The sequence below is a fragment of the Diplocloster agilis genome (assembly GCF_019042275.1).
Classification (GTDB): Bacteria; Bacillota; Clostridia; order Lachnospirales; family Lachnospiraceae; genus Diplocloster; species Diplocloster agilis.
Map to the genome: position 1 here is coordinate 117,213 of NZ_JAHQCW010000002.1, position 21,765 is coordinate 138,977.

A 21,765-nucleotide genomic window follows, 5' to 3' on the forward strand; every position below is an offset into this window, starting at 1 on the left:
TAGCACAAATACTTACCGGCTTGCAATGCTTATAACTCCTTATTGTTTATAACTGCTTATAATAGTATTTGCGGCTCAAGATGGATTATGATAGAATGAGGCTATCACGAAAAAAGGAGTTTGGATATGGGAATTTATAAAAAACCGGAGGAACGATATGAAGAGACCCGCTCCTCGGCCTATACATTTTTGATCGTGGGGGGAATTGGATTAATTCTGGATCTGCTGGGGTTTGCCGGTATACTGCCGCTTCCTTTCGGAAGGGAAAGCAATACGCTGATGCTCAGCGTGATGGGGATTCTGTTTGTGGCCTGTGTTATTTTTGGGGTCTATTCTATGAAATCCGCTAAAAAGATATCGGAACAGGTGGTATCCGAAAACGCCCAGACAGAAGAAATACTGACCTGGTTTCAAAAGACGATCACCGCCGACGCGCTGGAAGCGGGGATTGACGCGGACTTTTCTGAGGAGGAACGGTATTTTAAACGGTTGGAAAATATTAAGGACGTCATCAACCGTTCTTATGGGGAGCTGGAAGAATCCTATCTGGACAAACTGGCCGATGACCTGTATCTGATATTTTTTTCGGAAGAATAACGATCTGTCCGGAACCAGATTCTCCCTTGATCCGTCCGGTTACAGGAAAATAAGAACACAGAGTCCGGCAGGACGAAAAGAGCAGCCTCCTTTTTTGGGAAGCTGCTCTTATTTGGTTAGACCGCTAATATTGTTCTGTCTGTATCATTTAGGCGTCTTCAGAACCACTCTCCGCTGCAGCCGCTCTGGCCGCAACTTCTTTTTCCTGAATATCGGACGGCGCCTGTTCATAACGGGCGAACTCATATCTGTAATCCCCGCGTCCTCCGGTCATGGAACGAAGGTCGGTGGAGTATCCATATAATTCCATCATCGGAACATCCGCTTCGATCACCTGCTTACCGCCGGCGGTAGGATTCATACCAAGCACACGGCCGCGGCGTTTGTTCAGATCACCCATAACGTCACCGGTGAATTTATCCGGAACCGTCACTTTCAGAGAAGCGATCGGCTCTAACAATACAGGAGAAGCTTCCATGAAGCCTTTCTTGAAGGCCAGGATCGTCGCCATCTTGAAAGCCATTTCCGATGAATCCACCGGATGGAAGGAACCATCATATAAAGTGGCTTTCACGCCTACTACCGGATAACCGGCCAGCGGTCCCTTCTGCATGGAATCCGCAAGTCCTTTTTCCACTGCCGGGAAATAGTTCTTCGGTACCGCGCCGCCCACAACGATCTGTTCAAATATGAAAGATTTCTCCAGATCACCGGAAGGTTCAAAGGTCATCTTTACATGGCCATACTGTCCATGTCCGCCGGACTGTTTCTTATGCTTGCCTTCCACATCGGCTTTCTTGCGGATCGTCTCACGGAATGCCATCTTCGGCTTAGTCAGCTCGATTTCCACTTTATACTCATCCTGCAGCTTGCTGGTAATAATATCCAGATGCTGATCTCCCATGCCATATAACAGGGTCTGGCGGTTTTCACCGTCATTGATTACCTTGATGGTCAGATCTTCGATCATCAGCTTGTTCAGAGCCTGTGAAATCTTATCGTCATCGCCTTTATTTTTGGCTTTGTATCTCTTGTATGTATACGGAATGGACATCTCTGTCTTGCCGTAAGCAATCGGGATCGCTTTCGTGGCAAGAGTATCTCCGGTTCTGGCGGCGGACAGCTTGCCGATCGCACCGATATCACCGGCATGAAGCTCTTTTACTTCGATGGGTTTGTTTCCCTGGAGCACATAGAGCTTATTCAATTTTTCTTCCATATCCTTATCCGTATTGTACAGCACATCATCATTCTTGATAACGCCGGAAACCACTTTGATCAGCGAATATTTGCCGATAAACGGGTCTACGATCGTCTTAAAGATATAAGCAGATTTCGCTTTCTGGAAATCATAGTTTCCTTCGAAGATCTCATTGGTCTTCTTGTTCAGTCCGGCGCACTGGCGTTTGTCCGGGCTGGGGAAATATTTTACGATATCGGTCAGCAGGTTATGAATATTCCTCAGCTCAACAGCGGAACCCATCTCCACCGGTACGATTGAGCAGTCGTCAATATTAAACCGAAGGGCCGCCCGGATCTCATCCACGGAGAAATCCTCTCCTGAGAAGTACCGTTCCATGAACTCCTCGCTGGTTTCCGCAACGGAATCCATCAGCGCCTCGCGGTAGATATCCAGATACTCTTTACAATAATCCGGGATCTCGCATTCTTCCCTCTTTCCTTTGTCTATAAAACGGCGTCCCGCCATCTTCACAACATTCACATAGCCGACAAACTTTTCATTTTCACGGATCGGCTGGAACAAAGGTGCAATTTTCTTTCCATACATATTGGTTAAAGTTTCCACTACTTCACGGAAACTGGCATTGTCCACGTCCATGTCGCTTACGTAAAACATTCTGGGCAGATTGTATTTTTCACAGAGATCCCAGGCTTTTTCCGTACCGACTTCCACGCCTGCCTTGCCTGAAACAACGATAATCGCCGCGTCAGCCGCCGCAACCGCTTCTTCCACTTCACCCACAAAATCAAAATATCCGGGAGAATCCAATATATTAACCTTCACGCCTTCCCATTCCAGAGGGATCACGGAAGTTGAAATTGAAAACTTTCTCTTGATCTCTTCTTTGTCATAATCACTAATGGTGTTTCCGTCCTCGACTCTTCCCATCCGGCTTGTAATACCGGCTAAATATGACATAGCCTCTGCCAAAGTAGTCTTTCCTGAACCGCCGTGGCCTAATAAAACGACATTTCGAATTTTGTCCGTGGTATAAACGTTCATATGAATTCCTCCGATACTGTTAGATTTACAGCGATAAACCGCCCCGCTGCATGCTGGAAATGTCCATGGGTATATTCTACTAAAAATCCACTATATTTACAAGTGTTTTATTCATATTATACAAAGTTATCTGTGGGATTGAGGGGCCGGAGCGGGCGGGCGCCGGGAGGTTGGCTGGGCTTGGGGGCGTATCGCGCCGGGAGTAGAATCGCTTCGGCTATGCCTAAGAACGGGTAACTCCGAAGAGGGCGAAACCTCTGATTGGCAGGACCCGGGACAAACTTGCCAAAAATCGGCTCAGACAGTGTCCCGGGTCCTGCGAGGTTTCTCCCTCTTCTGCGTAACCCGTTCTAAGGCATGGCCTTAAGCGATTCTACTCCCGGCGCGATACGCCCCTAAGCCCAGCCAACCTCCCGGCACCCGCCCGCTCCTACTTTATTGCCGGCTCAGATTTGTTTGCAGGATTTGGTTATGATGTTATGACATATGAAGTTATAACTTGTTTGACATTTCCGTATGGTGATATTAGAATGGAACAAGTTGTGTGATGCTGGTTCGCTTTTGGGGGATCAGGCATTTTCGATAGGATGGAATCTGAGAGGGATATGAAATGGATAAATTTTTGGAACACTCTGTGATATCTTATATAAAAATCTTTTTGATTGGCATTTTCATAGGCTGTATTTGCAGACTGGCAGATTATTTTCCCGCGGATACCTTATGGAGCTTTTCGTCAATCCAAACGCTGCTGGGATTTTGGATGATTACTAATACTTTGATTGTGCTGTTAAGCACCTCCAATATTTGTGCGGGAATCAGCTCGTTTTTGTATATGTTTGGAATGTCTTTGAGCTTTTATGGCTTACAGGCCGTATTGGGTTTATTCATTCCTTTGTTCTCGGGCGGCTTCCGTCTTTCTTTATTTGTATTGTTTGCTGTTCTTTCAGTTCCATGTGGTATAGCAGCGTTTGTTCTTTATTATTGGAATAAGGATACTGTTTTTAATTCCGTATTATATGCTTTACCGGTGGGAGCTCTGGCGGCGGAAACCATTGGCATTTCTATTTATTTATCTAAATATCACATTTTTTTGTTTCAATTAATAATGGATAGTATTGGGTTGGTTTTGTTCGGAATCTTATTTTTTAAGAGGGCAAAAAGCAAAATAATTTATGTGATTTCTTTTGTAATAAGTTCCTTGATATTTTACTTTATATTGTATCACAAAGCGGTATCCATATAACTATTTTTGCTATTCCATGACAATGGAACCTGTGATATCAAACCCCGTATTTGCTATGAATATAAATTGAATATCAATATAGTAATCTTCGGTATATTCTTTAGAATATCCGTCCAATTTTCCACTTTCCCAGACCAAGTCCCTTGCAGCGTTCTCCATACAGCCTACCCTAATATATTTTTCGCCTATATTATTTTCGGGACTGATACCAACGAACGGGCTTCCTCCTGAACCGCCATGGATATCATAAAGTATACTTAACAGCGTCCCATTCATACATGCCCTTCTGGCGGATTCGCAACACTTGCTCCTCAATAATATATAGATTTTGCATTGCGAAGCTCCGGTATTGCTCCCAGACAGATTCCTAAACCCGAATTAGGGTGCGGATCGCGACCGGAATTTCTATTTCCCGGAATCATCCGGTTCATACGACAGGCCAAGACTGGGATTATCTAAAAAATTCACACAGGTATATCCTGTTACGAATATGTCTATTTTGTTTCCTTCCGCTCCGTTCGCGTACTCAAATCCATTGCTGGCCTTAATAAAACAGACCGGGTAAACAGGTGTAGCAGCGTATCCCCCCATAGTGGCAGCCGCTATTGCCAGAACAACAGTTAGCGCGAGCATAATTGTGACAGCAGCCTTTGATGCCATCTTAAATTTCATGATTACGTCCAGTCCCATATTCTCGTGCCCCCAGTTATAAAAACAAGAAATCCAGCCTGCAATAAACCAGGGAAGGGAGGAAAGTGGCAAAGACCTGACGGGGCGGATAAATCTCGTGGGGACGGATCGCTTGAGGCCGGGCCTTAAAACGGGTTACTCCGATGGTGGGAGAACCTCGCAGGGCCCGGAACGGTTCTTCCCCAGCCTTAGGCAGCGGGCATACCCAAACCTGAGGAAGAACCATTCCGGGCCCTGTGAGGTTCTCCCGCCATCGGAGTAACCCGTTCTAAGGCCCGGCCTCAAGCGATCCGTCCCCGCGAGATTAGCCCGCCCCGTCAGGCCTATGCCGCTTCCCTCCCTTCCCGTCCCCCTCTATCCCTCCAGGCTTTTCAAAACCATATTTTTTCACTTTAAAGCGAAAAAGTGTTGACAATCTAAACTTGCAAAAGTACAATGGATAAAGAAAAATCGCCGTTGGGAAACGAAACGGTCTTGGAGGAATTGTAGAGATGATTATTGTAATGAAACCCGGCGCTCCGAAAGAAGCGGTCAATAATGTGGTAAAAACGATTGAGGATAACGGACTGACTCCCCATCTGTCGGAGGGAAGCCAGCTGACCATTATCGGTGTAATCGGCGACAAATCCAGATTAAATAACCGGAATCTGGAATTGGCGCCTTATGTGGATAAGATTGTTCCGGTCACGGAGAGCTATAAACTGGCAAACCGCAAATTTCACGCCCAGCCGGCCAGAATCAAAGTTGGAAAGGCCGAGATCGGACCGGATACGCTGGCCTTGATGGCCGGTCCCTGTGCGGTCGAGAGCGAGGAGCAGATTATGCTGATCGCCCAGGCCGTAAAAAAGGCGGGCGCTAATTTTTTAAGAGGCGGTGCTTATAAGCCCAGAACTTCCCCTTATGCGTTCCAGGGGCTGGAGGAAGAAGGCTTGAAATATATGCAGGAGGCGGGAAAGGCCACCGGGCTTTATACTGTGTGCGAGGTGACCAGCTTGGAAGCAATCAATGCTGCGGTAAAGTACGTGGATCTGATCCAGATCGGCGCCCGGAATATGCAGAACTTCTATCTGTTAAAGGAGGCTGGAAAATGCGGGCTTCCGGTGATCCTGAAACGGGGCTTGTCCGCAACGCTGGAGGAATGGCTCAATGCGGCCGAATACATTATGTCCATGGGAAATGAAAATGTGATTCTGTGCGAGCGCGGCATCCGGACCTTTGAAACCGCTACCCGCAATACGCTGGATATCAGCGCGGTGCCGGCCCTGAAGTCAAGGACGCAGCTGCCGGTTATCATAGATCCAAGCCATGCCTGCGGAGTCCGGGCTTACGTTCCGGCATTGGCCAAAGCTGCCGTAGCGGTGGGGGCGGACGGATTGATAATGGAGGTGCATAACAATCCCGAATGCGCGCTCTCCGACGGACCCCAGTCTCTTACTTTTGAACAGTTTGATACTTTGGCCCGTGAGCTGAAAGCTTACGCGGCTCTTTCCGGGAGGACGCTGTAATGGAACAGCTGCGCATCGGTTTTATTGGCCTGGGCCTGATCGGGGGTTCTATTGCGAAGGCTGTCCGCAAATTCTATCCGGACAGCGAGATGCTGGCTTATGATACCAACCGCACCACCTTGTCCGCCGCCATGAAGGACGGTACCATTGATCTTGCCTGTACCAGCATAGACAGTCAGTTTTCCGGCTGCCGCTACATTTTCCTGTGCGCGCCGGTCTCCAATAATTCTTCCTGTTTGTCCGCTCTTAAGCCTTATCTTGCAGAAGATACGGTTTTGACCGATGTGGGAAGCGTGAAAACCGGAATTCACCAGGCGGTGGCCGCTGCCGGTATGGAAGCGAATTTTATCGGCGGACATCCCATGGCCGGTTCAGAGAAATCCGGGTATGAGAACTCCAATGACCACCTGATCGAAAACGCCTATTATATCCTTACCCCCAGCGCGTCGGTCTGTCAGGAGAAGGTAACGGCCTACAGCAGTCTGGTCCGCTCTCTGGGGGCGATCCCGCTGATTCTAGACCATCAGGATCACGATTACATAACTGCGGTGGTCAGCCATCTTCCTCATATCATCGCCTCCAGCCTGGTGAATCTGGTGCGGGATTCGGATTCCGCGGAAGGCACCATGAAGGCCATCGCCGCCGGCGGCTTCCGGGACATTACCCGAATCGCTTCCTCATCCCCGGTGATGTGGCAGCAGATCTGTCTGACAAACCGGGAAAATATTATAAGATCGATGGATGATTACATCCGTATGCTTAAGGCGGTCCGGGACGAAATCAACCATTCCGACGAGGATGCGCTTTATAAGCTTTTTGATACCGCCAGGGATTACCGCAATTCCATACCGGAATCCTCCCTTGGGCCTATCAAAAAGGCGTACGCCGTCTACTGCGATATTATAGATGAGGCGGGAGGCATCGCCACGATTGCCACCATACTCGCCACCAATCATATCAGTATCAAAAATATTGGAATCATTCATAACCGGGAATTTGAAGAGGGCGTCCTTCGTATTGAATTCTACGAGGAAGAGGCCTCCCGGCTTGCAGCACAGCTGCTGCGCAAATATCACTATACGGTTTATGAGCGATGAATATCACCCTGCCGGGTAATCTATAACAGATTGGAGTTTTTCTATGAACTTTCAAAGAGTACATCATGTAAAAGGCGAGGTACGGGTTCCGGGAGACAAATCCATATCCCACCGCGCCGTTATGTTCGGAGCGCTGGCCAAAGGCACCACCGCCGTTACTAATTTTTTGCAGGGCGCGGATTGTCTGTCTACCATCTCCTGCTTTCAGCAGATGGGTATCCCGATTGAAAATAACGGAAACGAAGTGCTCATTCACGGGAAAGGCCTGCACGGCCTGTCCATGCCGCAGCAGCCGCTGGATGTGGGCAACAGCGGGACTACCATGCGCCTGATGTCGGGCATCCTGGCCGGACAGGAATTTAAGTCTGTGCTCACCGGGGATGCTTCGATACAGAAAAGACCCATGGGACGGGTTATCGATCCGCTCTCCCAGATGGGGGCCGGTATCGTCAGTGTCCCGGGAAATGGCTGCGCACCGCTTCAGATTCGCGGCGGCAGCCTGACCGGCATCCATTACCACTCGAAAGTCGCCTCCGCGCAGGTCAAGTCCGCGATTCTGCTGGCGGGCCTCTACGCAGACGGAACGACTACGGTAACGGAACCCCAGCTCTCCCGCAATCACACGGAGCTGATGCTTCGGATGTTCGGCGCCCAAATATCCTCTCAGGATACTACCGTAACGATTCAGCCGGAGCCAAAGCTGGACGGACGTATGATTCAGGTCCCCGGTGATATCTCTTCCGCCGCCTATTTTATAGCGGCCGCCCTTATGATCCCGTGTTCCGAAGTCCGGATACGAAATGTGGGGATCAATCCTACCAGGGATGGAATCTTAAGAGTCTGCCGGGAAATGGGCGCCGATATCACCCTTGAACATATCAGCGACACAGACGGCGAACCTGCCGCAGATCTGGTCGTCCGCTACAGCAGGCTCCACGGGACGGTCATTGGGGGGTCCATCATACCCGCTCTGATCGATGAACTGCCCATGCTGGCCGTACTGGCCTGCTTCGCCGAAGGCACCACCATCATCCGCGATGCCCAGGAGCTAAAAGTGAAAGAGTCTAACCGGATCGATGTGATGGTTCAAAATCTTACCGCTATGGGCGCCAGAATACAAGGAACGGAGGATGGCATGATCATCGAGGGCGGCGTTCCCCTGCACGGAGCGGTCATCGACAGCCGCCTGGATCATCGGATCGCTATGTCCTTTGCCATCGCAGGCTTAGCCAGCGACGGAACCACACAGATTCTCGGAAGTGACTGCGTAAATATCTCCTATCCCGGATTTTATGCCGATCTTCGGAAGTTAACCTTATAGATGTTTTAGTAAGGGCTTTGATTGCTAAGGGCTTTGATTACTAAGGGCCGGAGTGAGCAGGCGCAAGGGCGGGTTCCGGGCGGAGCGGACAAAGGTAACGGGAGCCGCCCTTGCGCCTGCTCACTCCTACTTTGGTGATCGATAGGCTGCTTAATAATCGATGAGGCTGATTCATGATCGATAGGCTGATTTGTTTATTGTCTTTTCTTAATTTGACGTATAGTTGTCATATTTTGGATGTTATAATGTTCTAAACGAGAAAGGGGAATGAAGATGGCATTTGATTTTAAGAAAGAATACAAAGAATTTTATCTGCCTAAAAATAGACCGGAAATCATAGAAGTTCCTTCCATGAATTTTATTGCAGTCAGAGGTCAGGGGGATCCTAACGAACCGGACGGGGAGTATAAGGCGTCGATCGGGCTCCTCTATGGTATCGCCTTTACCTTGAAAATGAGTCCGAAGGGTGATTATAAGATTGACGGGTATTTTGATTATAAGGTTCCGCCTTTGGAGGGGTTCTGGTGGATGGAAGGCGTCAAGGGAATCGATTATAGCCGGAAAGATCATTTTCAGTGGATCTCCGTTATCAGGCTGCCTGATTTTGTGCAGCGCAAAGATTTCGACTGGGCGGTTATGGAAGCTACCCAAAAGAAAAAAACAGATTATTCTAAAGTAGAATTTTTTCATTATACGGAAGGGCTGTCTTTACAATGCATGCACATCGGGCCATATGACGATGAGCCGCGGACTATACAGCTGATGGATGATTTTGCACAGGAGCATGGTTATCAGATCGATATTACGGAGGAACGTTATCATCATGAGATCTATCTCAGTGATGTGCGAAAATGCAACCCCCAGAATCTGAAAACGGTTATTCGTCATCCCGTTAAGTTAATCTAAATTTTAAATATTCTTTTTAAGTCAACAACTAAGACTGTCCCAAGGCCTGGCCTGGACAGTCTTAGTTATATTTTATCTATTTTATTTTATCTTATTTTATTTCTACTATACCGGATTCATCCTCGGCTTTTACAAGATCTACTACTATATTGGGACGGTCTCTTATAATTAACGGGTTACTTCCTAAATCGCCTACAACGTTTCCTAATTCACCTTCTTCAAGATGCAGCCCGTCTGATGTTGGAATGATGTTAAAATGTAGAACACCATACTTTATATCGACACTTTCTTTTGAAGGATCATATGCAGCAATAATACACGTATAATTTTCACCCATTAGTTCTGTTGAACATTGCTGAACAATTTCTTTCGTTATGCTCATATAAGTAACCAGGGATTCGTAAAAATCCACCTTGCTAGGATCGATTTCTATAAACAAGTTTTTTACTTTTTCATCTGAACTTTCTGTATTTTCTAAACATTGTAAAGTAACCTTTGGATATATCTTAGTAATTGCATCATAAACATTTCCGGATTTTATCCATGTAGTCTTATCCCCGTTAGAGTATGATACTTCGTTTATCGATTTACGTTCTTCTTCCGTAAAAATTGTATTCTCTTGTGTTTTCTCACTAGTAATGATTTGTTCTACACGGAATTTCTTGTATAGCTCGCCGCCAATCGATTCACAATATAGTTCAACATACGCATCAGAATAATGCACGTTTAATTTTAATAATACATTGTCTTTTATAATGAGAAATCCGAATGGATACTTTATGGAATCTTCAAATTCCTGTGCTGCCTTAACCGCTTTTTCATTATTTTTATAAATTTCAATTACGCCGCTATCCTGATAATCATTAAAAACATTAGCCTCCATTCTTGCGGCCATATCTTCATCCGTAAAACTCACTGACGCTTTACATCCATTCGGCAGATTTTTACTAATCTTATCGGTCGACTCCATGGTCATTCCGTTATTATTAAACTGTTCTATGATCTCGTCAATTTGCTGATATGGCGGTATTCCTGCCGATGTTTTTCCGCATCCGCTCATCAAAATGATCATGCCAATAATTAAAACACACAAATACTTTTTCAAAATATCCCTCCTCCCTTTCTGGTATCATTATACTATTCTAATATAAAAATACAAATAAAATTTAAAATTAATTGCTTGCTATCCAGGCCTGGTGCTTTTTGCGGGGCGGGTTCGGGGCTTGTCGGTCCGTTAGGCGGCTTGGGCTGGAACTTTGGCTTTGGGCGGCAGGGCTGCGGGCTTGGGTTTCGGGGCGGCCCTCCGGGTCTTTGGCCGTGCCCAGGGGCATTGGGCGGCCGCGCAAATGCTTAATAAAAGAGGAAGGGCGGATTCAGGATGTGTGTCGGCGTTCCCCGCCGACACACAAGGGCCTCTGAACCGGGAACACATCATGTGTTCCTGGTGAATAGGCCCGGTTCCTGAATCCGTCCTTCCTCTTTTATTTAGCAGTTGCCGGCGCAAGCCCACAGCCCCTGGGCACGGTCAAAGACCCGGAGGGCCGCCCCGAAACCCAAGCCCGCAGCCCTGCCGCCCAAAGCCAAAGTCCCAGCCCAAGCCGCCTAACGGACCGGCAAGCCCCGAACCCGCCCCGCAAAAAGCAAAAACCCCTCCTCTGCAAATCAAATGATAATACAGACAATTCCGCCGTTGCTGTCGTTTACGATCTTCTGCATTGTTTCCTGCAGCTTCACCTGGCTTTCATCGCTGATCTGGGAAATCTTCGTCCGGATTCCGTCTTCCACCAGCTGCTGTACGGATTTACCAAATATATTCGTATCCCAGATCCCGTTCTCACCCTCGCTGTTGGCCTTAATGTAGGTGATCAGATCCTGGGCCTGCTGTTCACTGCCGACAATGGGCGCGATCTCGGTCTCTATGTTGGCTTTAATCATATGAATCGACGGGGATTCCGACTTGATCTTCACGCCGAACTTATTCCCCTGCTTGATGACGGTCGGTTCATCCAGCACGATTTCATCCAGATTCGGTGTTACGACCCCGTAGCCTTTGTAGCGCACATCGGATACGGCTTCCAGTACCTTGGCGTACTCCTTCTTCATAGAGGATAGCTCTTTGATGGTGGCGATCAGCTGGTATTCCCCGGAGATCGGGGTTCCGGTCAGCTCGCTTAGTATCTCGTAGTAGAAGCTGTCGTCCACATCGACGGTGATTCGGATACAGCCGGACGCCATGTCGATCTTATCCAGTTTCGTTTTCTTCGCAAAGTCTCCGGTGAACTGGATGTTGTCATTGGTCACATCCCGGATCGTGTTGATCTTCTTCAATAGTTCTCTGACATTGGCGATCATGTCGGCTTTTACTTTGTGGTCGGGCGGCAGCATTTCCACCCATTTTGGCATAAAGAATTCCATCTGGGCGACCGGGAATTCGTATAAGATGCTTTCCATGATTTTATGTATGTCGTCCTTGCGCAGTTGTTCGCAGTTTACCGGCATGGCGATGACGCCGTATTTTTCTTCGATCTGCGCAGCCGTCTTCTGGGCTTCCTCACTGTATGGTTTTTCCGAGTTCACCAGCACCAGGAACGGTTTGCCCAGCTTCTTAAGCTCCAGGATCGTCTTTTCTTCCGGGGCCAGATAGTTTTCCCGGTTCAGTTCCCCAAAGGAGCCGTCGCAGGTGATCACGATGCCGATGGTGGAATGGTCGTTGATGACTTTCTTTGTTCCAAGCTCCGCCGCCTGGGTAAACGGAATTTCATAATCGAACCAGGGGGTTTTGACCATCCGTTCTGTGTCCCCCTCGATGTGCCCGGTGGCTCCCTCGACCATATAACCGACGCAGTCGATCAGGCGGACTTTCACCTGTACATCCTCGCCCAGGGAGATCTGCGCCGCCTCCTTCGGTATGAATTTCGGTTCCGTTGTCATAATGGTCTTTCCGGCTGCGGACTGCGGCAGTTCATCTCGCGTACGGTTCTTGGCATGCTCATCTTCCATGTTCGGTAAAACCATCAGGTCCATGAAACGTTTGATAAATGTGGATTTTCCGGTGCGTACCGGCCCTACGACCCCCAGATATATTTCTCCGTTCGTCCGGGCCTGGATGTCTTTATATACGTTAAAGCTGTCCATAAAAGTAACCCCTTCCATATGTGCTGTTACAATATATGATGGAAGGGGGTTTGATATGACAGGAAGTTCTCCTGTGATGATGATAGGGTATGCTCTTTATATCTGATGGATAAACAGACCGCTGCGCAGCTTGGGCTCAAACCAGGTGGATTTCGGAGGCATTAAAAGGCCCGCGTCCGCCACGGCGAAAAGCTCCCCGATGGAGGTCGGATACATGGCGAAAGCCACCTGGCAGTCGGCCGCGACACGTTTCTCCAGCTCTTTTAAACCGCGGATGCCGCCAACAAAGTCGATCCGCTTATCGGTCTTCGGGTCCCGGATGCCGAGAACCGGCTGCAGAAGCTCCCGCTGCAGGATAGACACATCCAGCCCGTCTACCGGATGTTCGGAACGAAGTTCCCTCTTTACGGTCAGCTTATACCAGCTCTTGTCCAGATACATGCCGATTTCACCCTTACAGGAGGGACGGCAGGGCGTTGCGCCCACTTCTTCCAGCTCGAATTTTTCTTTGACTTTCAGCAGGAATTCAGGAGTGCTTAAGCCATTCAGATCTTTGACCACCCGGTTGTAATCCAGGATCATCAGCTGGTCATCCGGGAATAACACGGAGAGAAAATAGTTGAATTCCTCTGTCCCATTGAAATCCGGATGCGCTTCTCTTCGCATAAGACCCACTTTTACCGCCGACGCCGCCCGATGGTGCCCGTCCGCGATATAGATCCTGTCCAGATCCGCGAACGCTTCCCGCAGGCCTTCCACTAATCTGCGCTCACAGATACGCCAGACGCGATGTCCCACCCCGTCGGGGGAAACGAAGTCATAGATCGGTTCTTCCCTCTTTTTCCATTTGACGATCTGGTTGATCCGCTCGTCCGAACGATAGGCCAGGAAAATGGGGCCGGTCTGGGCGCTGCAGGCGTCCACATGGCGAATCCGGTCTTCTTCCTTATCCGCCCTGGTATTCTCGTGTTTCTTTATGACACCGTTCACATAATCATCGATGGAGGAACAGGCGGCGATTCCGGTCTGGGAGCGCCCGTCCATGGTCAGTTCATATATAAAATAACACTCGTCACAGTCTCTTAAAAAATATCCGTCCTCGATCATTTTTTGCAGGGTGGCGCGCGCCTTTTGATACACTTTCGGATCATAGGTGTCCACTTCCGGCCCGAACTGGGTTTCCGCCCGGTCGATCTTTAAGAAGGACATCGGCTCCCGCTTTACCTCTTCCAAAGCCTCTTCCCGGTTATATACGTCATAAGGCAATGCCGCTATCCGGTCCGCCAGATCAGATCTGGGACGGATACAGCAAAATGGTTTTACAACTGCCATAGGATTTCCTCCCTTGTTAAGAATAGAACGCTCTTTTTCTATGGATTTTCCCGTTGAACAGGAAACTTTCCTGCTGAACAGTAAGAGACGGAAAGCAGATACCCCTTCCGTCTCTATGCAGCTTGCGTTACTATGAATCTTTTGTTTCTGCGCTATTTTTTGATTACACGGACCTTTAACACGCCGTCAACCGCTCTTAATTTATCAATGACCTCTTTATTTACTCCGGTCTCCAGATCCAGAAGCGTATAAGCGTAGTCCCCTTTACTCTTATTTACCATGTTGGTGATATTGACATCGGCCTCAGCCAGCATGTTGGTGAACTGTCCCAGCATATTTTTAACGTTTCTGTGATTGATCGCCACACGGGATACGCTGCTGCATACGCCCATGTTACAGGAGGGATAGTTTACGGAATTATTGATATTACCATTTTCCATATAATCGACCAGTTCCTTGACTGCCATGACCGCGCAGTTGTCCTCGGATTCCTCTGTGGAAGCGCCCAGATGAGGAATGACCAGCACTCCTTTTGCGTTGGCTACCTTGGGATTCGGGAAATCGGTAACATATCTTTTTACCTTGCCGTTTTCCAGGGCGCTGAGCATCGCGTCTTCATCCACCAGCGTATCTCTGGAGAAATTCAATACGACTACGTCATCTTTCATCATGTCGATGGCGTCCTGATTGATCATCTGTCTTGTACCGTCGGTCAAAGGCACATGGATCGTAATATAGTCGCACTCGCTGTAGATATCCTCTACTTTTTTGATGTGCTTGATACTTCTGGACAGGTTCCAGGCAGCGTCTACGGAAATATAAGGATCATATCCCAACACGTTCATGCCCAGATGGGTTGCCGCATTGGCCACTTTGACGCCGATGGCGCCCAGACCGATGATACCTAACGTCTTACCCTCGATTTCATTTCCGGCAAAGGCTTTTTTCGCTTTTTCCGTAGCTTTGGTGATATCCGGATTCTCTTTTTCCTTCTGAACCCAGTTGATACCGCCGATCACGTCTCTGGCGGCCAGGAGCATACCGGCGATCACCAGCTCTTTCACGCCGTTTGCATTAGCTCCGGGCGTATTAAAGACAACGATACCTTTTTCCGCGCATTTATCCAACGGGATGTTATTGACGCCGGCTCCGGCTCTTGCGATCGCTTCCAGCGTATCGGGAAGCTCTAAGTCATGTACGCTGGCGCTTCTGACCAGAACGGCATCCGCTTCCGCGAATTCCTCTACTCTCTCATATTCATCGCTGAACAAATCCAATCCTACCTTGGCGATGGGATTCAGGCACTTATATTTGAACATTTTATGTTCCTCCCTGTCTAATCAGATTTCTATCGTTACCATAAAGATTCGGGTTACCGATCCGGATTACAGATTCTTCTCTTCGAATTCCTTCATGAAGGCAACCAGTTTCTCCACACCCTCGATGGGCATGGCGTTATAGATGCTGGCGCGCATTCCCCCAACCGTTCTGTGGCCTTTCAGGTTCTCAAATCCGGCCGCTTTGGCTTCTTTGACAAACTTGGCATCCAGTTCTTCATTTCCTGTAACAAAAGGCACATTCATCAAAGAACGGTCTTCTTTTCGCACCGTGCCCTTGAACAGCTTGCTCTGATCCAGGAAATCGTACAGGATCGCCGCCTTCTTCTCATTGTGTTCTTTCATAGCCTCCAGGCCGCCCATGGACTTGATCCATTTGAAGACTTTCCCGCAGATATAAATACCGTAACAAGGAGGAGTATTATAAAGGGATTTGTTATCTGCATGAATCTTATATCTGAGCATGGTGGGTGTTCCCGGGAGAACATCGTCTGTGATCAGGTCTTCCCGCACGATCGCGATGGCTACGCCGGCAGGCCCGATATTTTTCTGCACGCCGCCGTACATAATCCCGTATTTCGTGATGTCCACCGGTTCCGATAAGAAACAGGAGGATACGTCCGCTACCAGGGTTTTTCCTTTGGTATTGGGAAGGGTTTTATATTTGGTGCCATAGATCGTGTTGTTTTCACATATGTACACATAGTCGGCGTCTTCGCTGATGGGCAGGTCGGAGCAATCCGGGATATAGGAGAACACTTTGTCCTCGGAAGAAGCGATGGCATTGGCTTTTCCGTATAACTGCGCCTCTTTGAACGCTTTCTTCGCCCACTGTCCGGTTATGATATAATCGGCCACCTTGTTTTTCATCAGGTTCATGGGGATCATGGCGAATTGGGTGGATGCGCCGCCTTGTAAAAACAGGACCTTGTAATTATCCGGAATCCCGATCAGGTCCCGCAGATCCGCCTCCGCCTCATTGATGATCTCTTCGTAAGCTTTGGAACGATGGCTCATCTCCATAACGGACATGCCGGTACCCTTATAATCCAGCATTTCCTCTGCCGCTTCTTTCAGCACCGCTTCCGGCAATACCGCCGGCCCGGCCGAAAAATTATACACTCTGCTCACTTTCATTTCCTCCTTGCATTTTCATTTATCTGAATAGTTGTGGCTTTTCACACGGCGCTTTGTCCAATGGATAACGCCGCATGTCCGCCCGTAGAGCAGGACTCGCCTGCTCCCGGACGGATGAACTATTACCAGCATTACATTAAGTATGATTCGATCAGCTCTCCGGCTCTTCCTCCGTCTCCGGAGTCTGCGCTTCTTCCGGAGGGGTCACATTTTCCGGTCCATAGTAAAAGACGCAGGGCGTTCCCGTCTCGATGTTTTCAAATATCACCTTTACCGCGCTGTACGGCGTGTTGATACATCCATGGGAACCATTTTTGACATAAATCTGTCCGCCGAAGGACCTTCTCCAGCTGGCGTCATGAATCCCAATATCTCCGGCCACAGGCATCCACATCTTCACCGGGGTCTCATAATCTTCCCCCCGCAGCACCGCGTTGCGCTGCTTGTAATGGATAAAGCCGACTAAAGGCGGGGTGGCCCGTCTCTCCGTCATCATACCGCTGACGATATCGGTATCTTTCACCAGGGAACCATTTTTATAAAACCACATATGCTGAGTGGTCAGATTTACTTCCACATAAGTATTTCCTATATCATTGGCGCCCCGGGTCGCTGCCGTCTGGGAATATACCGGCTCCCTGGTTTCCTGGGCCCCGCTTTGAATCAGCCCGTAGAGGGCTTCTCTTTCTTCCGCCCGATTGATTTTCCAACCGTAGGGTCCTCCGCTGACCTCCTGGACATATCCTCCGCTGGTCTTGAATTCCCGTTTTTTACCCACGGTGTCGTAATTATTGGCCAGTTTTTTTACATAGGAGGCCACGTCGTCCTCGCTTAGAACCGCTTCATTCTGCTCATCGATGCTGATCCACTGGTGTATCGTGTCTTTGTCCAGCACCTCTTTATCCGAACCAAATTCATAAGTGATCTTCGTCTCCAGATATTTTTCAATCTGTGCCTTCGGCTTGCTGATCTCCTCGGATTCCATCGTAATCTTCGGTTTTACATAGCAATCCGTTTCTTCCAGGGATAACTGGGTATCACCGGCGTTGACAGCGGCTTCCACCTGCTCCTTCACCTGGCTTTTTACCAGCTTATTCCCCTGCACTTCTTCCACAAAATCAAATCCGGTATCCGTATGCTCGATATAGGCGTCCTCCGGCTCCGTCACATTGGAGGGATCGAAACAGGAAAGCGCGTCCAACACGTCATTAAACTTTTCCTGCTCAAACCGCACCTTGGGCTCTATGGTAAAATTCTTATGGTCCATCAGCAGCACCGGCCAGGCAAAAGGATTCTGGGCATCCAGAAATTCCTGCACCTCTTCGGAATAATCCCAGGTAAGCCCGATGTCAGGCCCGCTGATCATCTCCGTCTGGCCGGAGCGTTCCAGCAGAGTCAGCTGATATTCGGACGCCTTTGCAGCCAACAGCTGCGAAATCTTCTCCGGAGAACTGCCGAAGCAGTCCACACCATTTATCGTGGTTCCATATAGAAAAGAATTCATGAAAAAAACGGATATGCCAATATAGGCAAGCAGCAATACCCCTAAAGGAATTCCTATGCCCAAAACCAGTTTCTTATGCGACTTCTTTTGTTTTACTCTCCGGTTGGCCTGGTCAGTCAGATCCAGGATGGCCGCTTCCGCGGTTGACGCGGTTTCGGCAGCCGGATCTTTGGGTGTCTTTATTTTCTTTTCTCTCTTAGTATTATTCACTCTTCGGGTTTTGTTTTCTTCCATAATCTGCTATCTTTTTTCATAAACTCCTCTCTGGTTTTTTAGATATCTGTCCCCCTCACAATATATGACACAGCAACAAGCATTATCCTCTATTTTCCAGATCCTTCTGATCAAAGGCTTCCTCAATCGAAGCCCCGGGAGATACCATGGGGAATACTTTATCGTCACAGTCGATCTGGAAATCAATGACAACCGGCTTGTTCAAGGCGATAGCCTTTTCGATGGCAGGAGCCACCTCTTCTTTTTTGGTCACGCGGATACCTTCCGCTCCCATGGCCTCCGCCAGTTTCACAAAATCCACCGGATCGTTTAAAACCGTATAGGAATACCGCTGTCCGTAGAACAGGGTCTGCCACTGGCGCACCATTCCCAGCACATGGTTATTGATAACCATCTGGATAATCGGTATATTATATCTGGTCGCCGTAGCCAGCTCATTCATATTCATCCGAAAACAGCCGTCTCCGGCGATATTTACCACCAGCTTATCCGGGCAGCCCACTTTGGCTCCGATACAGGCTCCCAGGCCGTATCCCATAGTGCCAAGTCCTCCTGAGGTTAAGAAAGTCCGGGGCTTCGTATACTGATAATACTGGGCGGCCCACATCTGATGCTGCCCCACGTCCGTGGTGATAACAGCTTCGCCCTTTGTGATCCGGTACAGCTCTTCTATAATATAAGGACAGGATAACCCATTTTCATTATATTTTAAAGGGTATTTTTCTTTTAATTCCAGAATATGGGATACCCAGGTGTGTCTCTGATTCTGTTCAATCAGGGCATTCAGCCGTTTCAGCACTTCCTTTAAGTCACCGATGATGCTAAGAGACGTCATCACATTCTTGTTGATCTCCGCCGGGTCCACATCAATCTGCAGCACCTTGGCGTTTCTGGCAAACCGCTTGATATTGCCGGTCACACGGTCACTGAAGCGCACGCCCAGAGCGATCAGCAGATCGCATTCGGTTACGCCCAGATTGGAAGTCTTCGTTCCGTGCATTCCCAGCATACCGGTGTATAACGGATCGGTTCCGGGAAACGCCCCTTTTCCCATCAGGGAATCCGTCACCGGCGCGTGGATCTTATGCGCAAATTCTTCCACTTCCGCACTGGCGCCGGAAATAATCGCGCCTCCGCCCACAAAGATATAGGGCCGTTTGGAACGGTTGATCATGTCCACCGCCTGTTCCAGATGCTCCTGGACGATGGTGTCCGTAACCCGGTGGATCGGAGCCGGAACCGCGGGCTCATACTCCGTGACGGCTGCCGTTACATCCTTTGTGATATCGATAAGGACCGGGCCCGGCCGGCCGGATTTGGCTATGGTAAACGCTTTGCGGATCGTATCCGCAAGCTTGGTTACATCTTTTACAATATAATTGTGCTTGGTAATCGGCATGGTCACGCCGGCGATATCGATCTCCTGGAACGTATCCCTGCCCAGAAGGGGCACCGCCACATTGGCGGTAATGGCGATTAACGGTACCGAATCCATATAGGCGGTAGCGATACCGGTCACCAGGTTGGTGGCTCCGGGTCCTGAGGTGGCGAAGCAAACGCCCACCTTCCCGGTGGACCGGGCATATCCGTCGGCCGCATGGGCGGCCCCCTGCTCATGAGATGTCAGGATATGCCGGATTTCACTTTGGTGCTTATATAATTCATCATAGATATTCAGAATTGTACCGCCGGGATAGCCGAATACGGTATCCACTCCCTGTTCTTTCAGACACTCTATGACGATTTCTGATCCATTTAACTGCATAGACGAAACCTCTCTTCCTATTTCTATTTCTTCTGTCCCGGAACTTCCAGGACCGCGCCGCGGTTTCCGCTGGTAACCATGGCCATATATCTGGCCAGATATCCGGTGGTGATCTTCGGCTCTCTGGGCTGCCATTTTGCCCGTCTGGCTTCCAGCTCTTCCTCGGAAACCTTAAAGTTCAGCGTATTATTCGGAATATCGATCTGGATGATATCCCCTTCTTCCACCAGTGCGATATTACCGCCCACAGCAGCTTCCGGCGATACGTGGCCCACACAGGCTCCCCTGGACGCCCCTGAGAATCGGCCGTCCGTAATCAGAGCGACGGAGGAGCCCAGTCCCATACCCATGATCGCGGAGGTGGGATTTAGCATTTCCCTCATGCCAGGGCCCCCTTTCGGGCCTTCATAGCGGATGACCACCACGTCGCCGGGGTTGATTTTCCCGCCCTTGATCGCGTCGATGGCATCCTCCTCGCAGTCGAAGACTCTGGCAGGTCCTTCATGAACCCACATCTCCGGCGCCACAGCCGAGCGTTTGACCACACCGGAGTCCGGAGCCAGATTTCCTTTCAGTACGGCGATTCCGCCCGTCTCGCTGTAAGGGTTTTCTACCGGCCGGATCGTTTCGGGATCTTTATTCTCACATCCCTTAATATTTTCCGCTATAGTCTTACCGGTTACGGTGATCAGGTCCGTATAGAGCAGGCCTTTTTTATCCAGCTCATTCATAACCGCGTAGACTCCGCCCGCTTCATTTAAATCTTCCATATAAGTCGGGCCCGCCGGCGCCAGATGGCACAGGTTCGGGGTCTTCGCGCTGATCTCATTGGCAATATCCACATTTAAGTCCACGCCGGCCTCATGGGCGATCGCCGGCAGGTGCAGCATGGAATTCGTGCTGCATCCCAGAGCCATATCTACGGTCAGGGCGTTTAAGAACGCTTTTTCTGTCATGATATCCCTGGGTCTTATATTTTTTTCGAGAAGCTCCATCACTTTCATTCCGGCATGCTTCGCCAGTTTGATCCTCTCGGAATACACCGCGGGGATCGTGCCGTTGCCCTTAAGCCCCATGCCGATCGCTTCGGTCAGACAGTTCATACTGTTGGCCGTATACATACCGGAGCAGGAACCGCAGGTGGGGCACACCTTGTTCTCGTACTCCGTGACCTCTTCCTCCGTCATCTTTCCGGCGCTGTAGGAGCCAACCGCTTCGAACATGCTGGAGAGGCTTCTCTTCTGCCCTCTGACCTTGCCGGCCAGCATCGGCCCGCCGCTTACGAACACGGTGGGAACATTGATCCGGGCGGCCGCCATCAAAAGCCCGGGCACATTCTTATCACAGTTGGGCACCATCACCAGAGCGTCGAACTGATGGGCCAGAGCCATGGATTCGGTGGAATCCGCGATCAGGTCTCTCGTGACCAGGGAATATTTCATACCGGTATGGCCCATGGCGATTCCGTCGCAGACCGCGATGGCCGGAAATACGATCGGCGTTCCTCCCGCCATAGCCACTCCGATTTTTACTGCCTCCACAATCTTATCCAGGTTCATATGTCCCGGAACAATCTCATTATACGAACTGACAATTCCGACCAGCGGCCGTTCCAGCTCTTCCTTTGTAAGTCCCAGCGCGTTAAACAAAGAACGGTGCGGGGCCTGCTGCATACCTGTTTTTACTGAATCGCTTCTCATATCCATTCCCCTTTATT

Annotated in this window: 17 protein-coding genes; 6 read left to right on the forward strand and 11 right to left on the reverse strand. The window is 49.3% G+C overall.

From position 1 onward, the window contains the following. Nucleotides 1-126 precede the first annotated feature (126 nt). Nucleotides 127-597: a tetraspanin family protein gene (locus KTH89_RS01975; protein ID WP_158344176.1), complete on the forward strand. Its 471-nt coding sequence runs from the start codon at nt 127-129 to the stop codon at nt 595-597. Nucleotides 598-745: 148 nt separating this feature from the next. Here KTH89_RS01975 and KTH89_RS01980 read toward each other — a convergent pair whose 3' ends face one another. Beyond that, complete coding sequence (locus tag KTH89_RS01980; protein WP_158344175.1) at nt 746-2,842, reverse strand: elongation factor G; 2,097 nt, start codon at nt 2,840-2,842, stop codon at nt 746-748. Nucleotides 2,843-3,452: 610 nt separating this feature from the next. Here KTH89_RS01980 and KTH89_RS01985 point away from each other — a divergent pair. Beyond that, nucleotides 3,453-4,085: a hypothetical protein gene (locus KTH89_RS01985; protein WP_238720436.1), complete on the forward strand. Its 633-nt coding sequence runs from the start codon at nt 3,453-3,455 to the stop codon at nt 4,083-4,085. A 9-nt stretch (nt 4,086-4,094) separates the two neighbouring features. Here the strand turns inward: KTH89_RS01985 and KTH89_RS01990 are convergent, their stop codons facing one another. Continuing rightward, nucleotides 4,095-4,361: a hypothetical protein gene (locus tag KTH89_RS01990; RefSeq protein WP_238720437.1), complete on the reverse strand. Its 267-nt coding sequence runs from the start codon at nt 4,359-4,361 to the stop codon at nt 4,095-4,097. A gap of 129 nt (nt 4,362-4,490) precedes the next feature. After that, nucleotides 4,491-4,775: a hypothetical protein gene (locus KTH89_RS01995; RefSeq protein ID WP_238720438.1), complete on the reverse strand. Its 285-nt coding sequence runs from the start codon at nt 4,773-4,775 to the stop codon at nt 4,491-4,493. 491 nt (nt 4,776-5,266) lie between these two features. On the opposite strand from KTH89_RS01995, the gene aroF reads away from it, so the two are divergent. From aroF to KTH89_RS02015, 4 genes are all read left to right on the forward strand, one after another. Next, nucleotides 5,267-6,280, forward strand: a complete 1,014-nt coding sequence (aroF, locus tag KTH89_RS02000; protein WP_158348824.1) for a 3-deoxy-7-phosphoheptulonate synthase — start codon at nt 5,267-5,269, stop codon at nt 6,278-6,280. Then, the gene (locus tag KTH89_RS02005; RefSeq protein ID WP_238720439.1) at nt 6,280-7,377 is read left to right on the forward strand and encodes a prephenate dehydrogenase; all 1,098 of its coding nucleotides are present in this window, start codon (nt 6,280-6,282) and stop codon (nt 7,375-7,377) included. The genes aroF and KTH89_RS02005 overlap by 1 nt, the downstream gene beginning before the upstream one ends. A gap of 43 nt (nt 7,378-7,420) precedes the next feature. Further along, nucleotides 7,421-8,698 carry a 3-phosphoshikimate 1-carboxyvinyltransferase gene (aroA, locus tag KTH89_RS02010; RefSeq protein WP_238720440.1) on the forward strand — a complete coding sequence of 426 codons (1,278 nt, stop codon included), beginning with the start codon at nt 7,421-7,423 and terminating at the stop codon, nt 8,696-8,698. Between the two features lie 273 nt (nt 8,699-8,971). Next, the gene (locus tag KTH89_RS02015) at nt 8,972-9,604 is read left to right on the forward strand and encodes a GyrI-like domain-containing protein (protein ID WP_238720441.1); all 633 of its coding nucleotides are present in this window, start codon (nt 8,972-8,974) and stop codon (nt 9,602-9,604) included. 91 nt (nt 9,605-9,695) lie between these two features. Here the strand turns inward: KTH89_RS02015 and KTH89_RS02020 are convergent, their stop codons facing one another. The 8 genes from KTH89_RS02020 to ilvD form a co-directional block, all read right to left on the reverse strand. Next, nucleotides 9,696-10,709: a hypothetical protein gene (locus tag KTH89_RS02020; protein ID WP_238720442.1), complete on the reverse strand. Its 1,014-nt coding sequence runs from the start codon at nt 10,707-10,709 to the stop codon at nt 9,696-9,698. A 557-nt stretch (nt 10,710-11,266) separates the two neighbouring features. Further along, on the reverse strand, nt 11,267-12,739 hold the full coding sequence (gene spoIVA / locus KTH89_RS02025; RefSeq protein ID WP_158348477.1) for a stage IV sporulation protein A: 1,473 nt from the start codon (nt 12,737-12,739) through the stop codon (nt 11,267-11,269). A gap of 96 nt (nt 12,740-12,835) precedes the next feature. Then, nucleotides 12,836-14,071: a DUF1015 domain-containing protein gene (locus tag KTH89_RS02030; protein ID WP_238720443.1), complete on the reverse strand. Its 1,236-nt coding sequence runs from the start codon at nt 14,069-14,071 to the stop codon at nt 12,836-12,838. A 152-nt stretch (nt 14,072-14,223) separates the two neighbouring features. Then, nucleotides 14,224-15,390 (reverse strand): phosphoglycerate dehydrogenase, encoded by a 1,167-nt coding sequence (locus KTH89_RS02035; protein ID WP_158348473.1) that lies wholly within the window; start codon nt 15,388-15,390, stop codon nt 14,224-14,226. Nucleotides 15,391-15,456: 66 nt separating this feature from the next. Next, nucleotides 15,457-16,539, reverse strand: a complete 1,083-nt coding sequence (gene serC, locus KTH89_RS02040) for a 3-phosphoserine/phosphohydroxythreonine transaminase (protein WP_238720444.1) — start codon at nt 16,537-16,539, stop codon at nt 15,457-15,459. 157 nt (nt 16,540-16,696) lie between these two features. Beyond that, complete coding sequence (locus KTH89_RS02045; RefSeq protein WP_158348469.1) at nt 16,697-18,283, reverse strand: L,D-transpeptidase family protein; 1,587 nt, start codon at nt 18,281-18,283, stop codon at nt 16,697-16,699. A gap of 82 nt (nt 18,284-18,365) precedes the next feature. Further along, nucleotides 18,366-20,048: a biosynthetic-type acetolactate synthase large subunit gene (gene ilvB, locus KTH89_RS02050; protein ID WP_238720445.1), complete on the reverse strand. Its 1,683-nt coding sequence runs from the start codon at nt 20,046-20,048 to the stop codon at nt 18,366-18,368. A gap of 23 nt (nt 20,049-20,071) precedes the next feature. Beyond that, complete coding sequence (gene ilvD / locus KTH89_RS02055; RefSeq protein WP_158348465.1) at nt 20,072-21,748, reverse strand: dihydroxy-acid dehydratase; 1,677 nt, start codon at nt 21,746-21,748, stop codon at nt 20,072-20,074. Nucleotides 21,749-21,765: the final 17 nt, after the last annotated feature.

What these genes read in the sequence shown, in the direction of transcription:
- ilvD (WP_158348465.1), bottom strand. Translation starts at nt 21,748, where the DNA reads ATGAGAAGCGATTCAGTAAAAACAGGTATGCAGCAGGCCCCGCACCGT.
- spoIVA (WP_158348477.1), bottom strand. Translation starts at nt 12,739, where the DNA reads ATGGACAGCTTTAACGTATATAAAGACATCCAGGCCCGGACGAACGGA.
- KTH89_RS01975 (WP_158344176.1), top strand. Translation starts at nt 127, where the DNA reads ATGGGAATTTATAAAAAACCGGAGGAACGATATGAAGAGACCCGCTCC.
- KTH89_RS02005 (WP_238720439.1), top strand. Translation starts at nt 6,280, where the DNA reads ATGGAACAGCTGCGCATCGGTTTTATTGGCCTGGGCCTGATCGGGGGT.
- KTH89_RS02015 (WP_238720441.1), top strand. Translation starts at nt 8,972, where the DNA reads ATGGCATTTGATTTTAAGAAAGAATACAAAGAATTTTATCTGCCTAAA.
- aroF (WP_158348824.1), top strand. Translation starts at nt 5,267, where the DNA reads ATGATTATTGTAATGAAACCCGGCGCTCCGAAAGAAGCGGTCAATAAT.
- KTH89_RS01985 (WP_238720436.1), top strand. Translation starts at nt 3,453, where the DNA reads ATGGATAAATTTTTGGAACACTCTGTGATATCTTATATAAAAATCTTT.
- ilvB (WP_238720445.1), bottom strand. Translation starts at nt 20,048, where the DNA reads ATGCAGTTAAATGGATCAGAAATCGTCATAGAGTGTCTGAAAGAACAG.
- aroA (WP_238720440.1), top strand. Translation starts at nt 7,421, where the DNA reads ATGAACTTTCAAAGAGTACATCATGTAAAAGGCGAGGTACGGGTTCCG.
- KTH89_RS02035 (WP_158348473.1), bottom strand. Translation starts at nt 15,390, where the DNA reads ATGTTCAAATATAAGTGCCTGAATCCCATCGCCAAGGTAGGATTGGAT.
- KTH89_RS01980 (WP_158344175.1), bottom strand. Translation starts at nt 2,842, where the DNA reads ATGAACGTTTATACCACGGACAAAATTCGAAATGTCGTTTTATTAGGC.
- KTH89_RS01995 (WP_238720438.1), bottom strand. Translation starts at nt 4,775, where the DNA reads ATGGGACTGGACGTAATCATGAAATTTAAGATGGCATCAAAGGCTGCT.
- KTH89_RS02045 (WP_158348469.1), bottom strand. Translation starts at nt 18,283, where the DNA reads ATGGAAGAAAACAAAACCCGAAGAGTGAATAATACTAAGAGAGAAAAG.
- KTH89_RS02030 (WP_238720443.1), bottom strand. Translation starts at nt 14,071, where the DNA reads ATGGCAGTTGTAAAACCATTTTGCTGTATCCGTCCCAGATCTGATCTG.
- KTH89_RS01990 (WP_238720437.1), bottom strand. Translation starts at nt 4,361, where the DNA reads ATGAATGGGACGCTGTTAAGTATACTTTATGATATCCATGGCGGTTCA.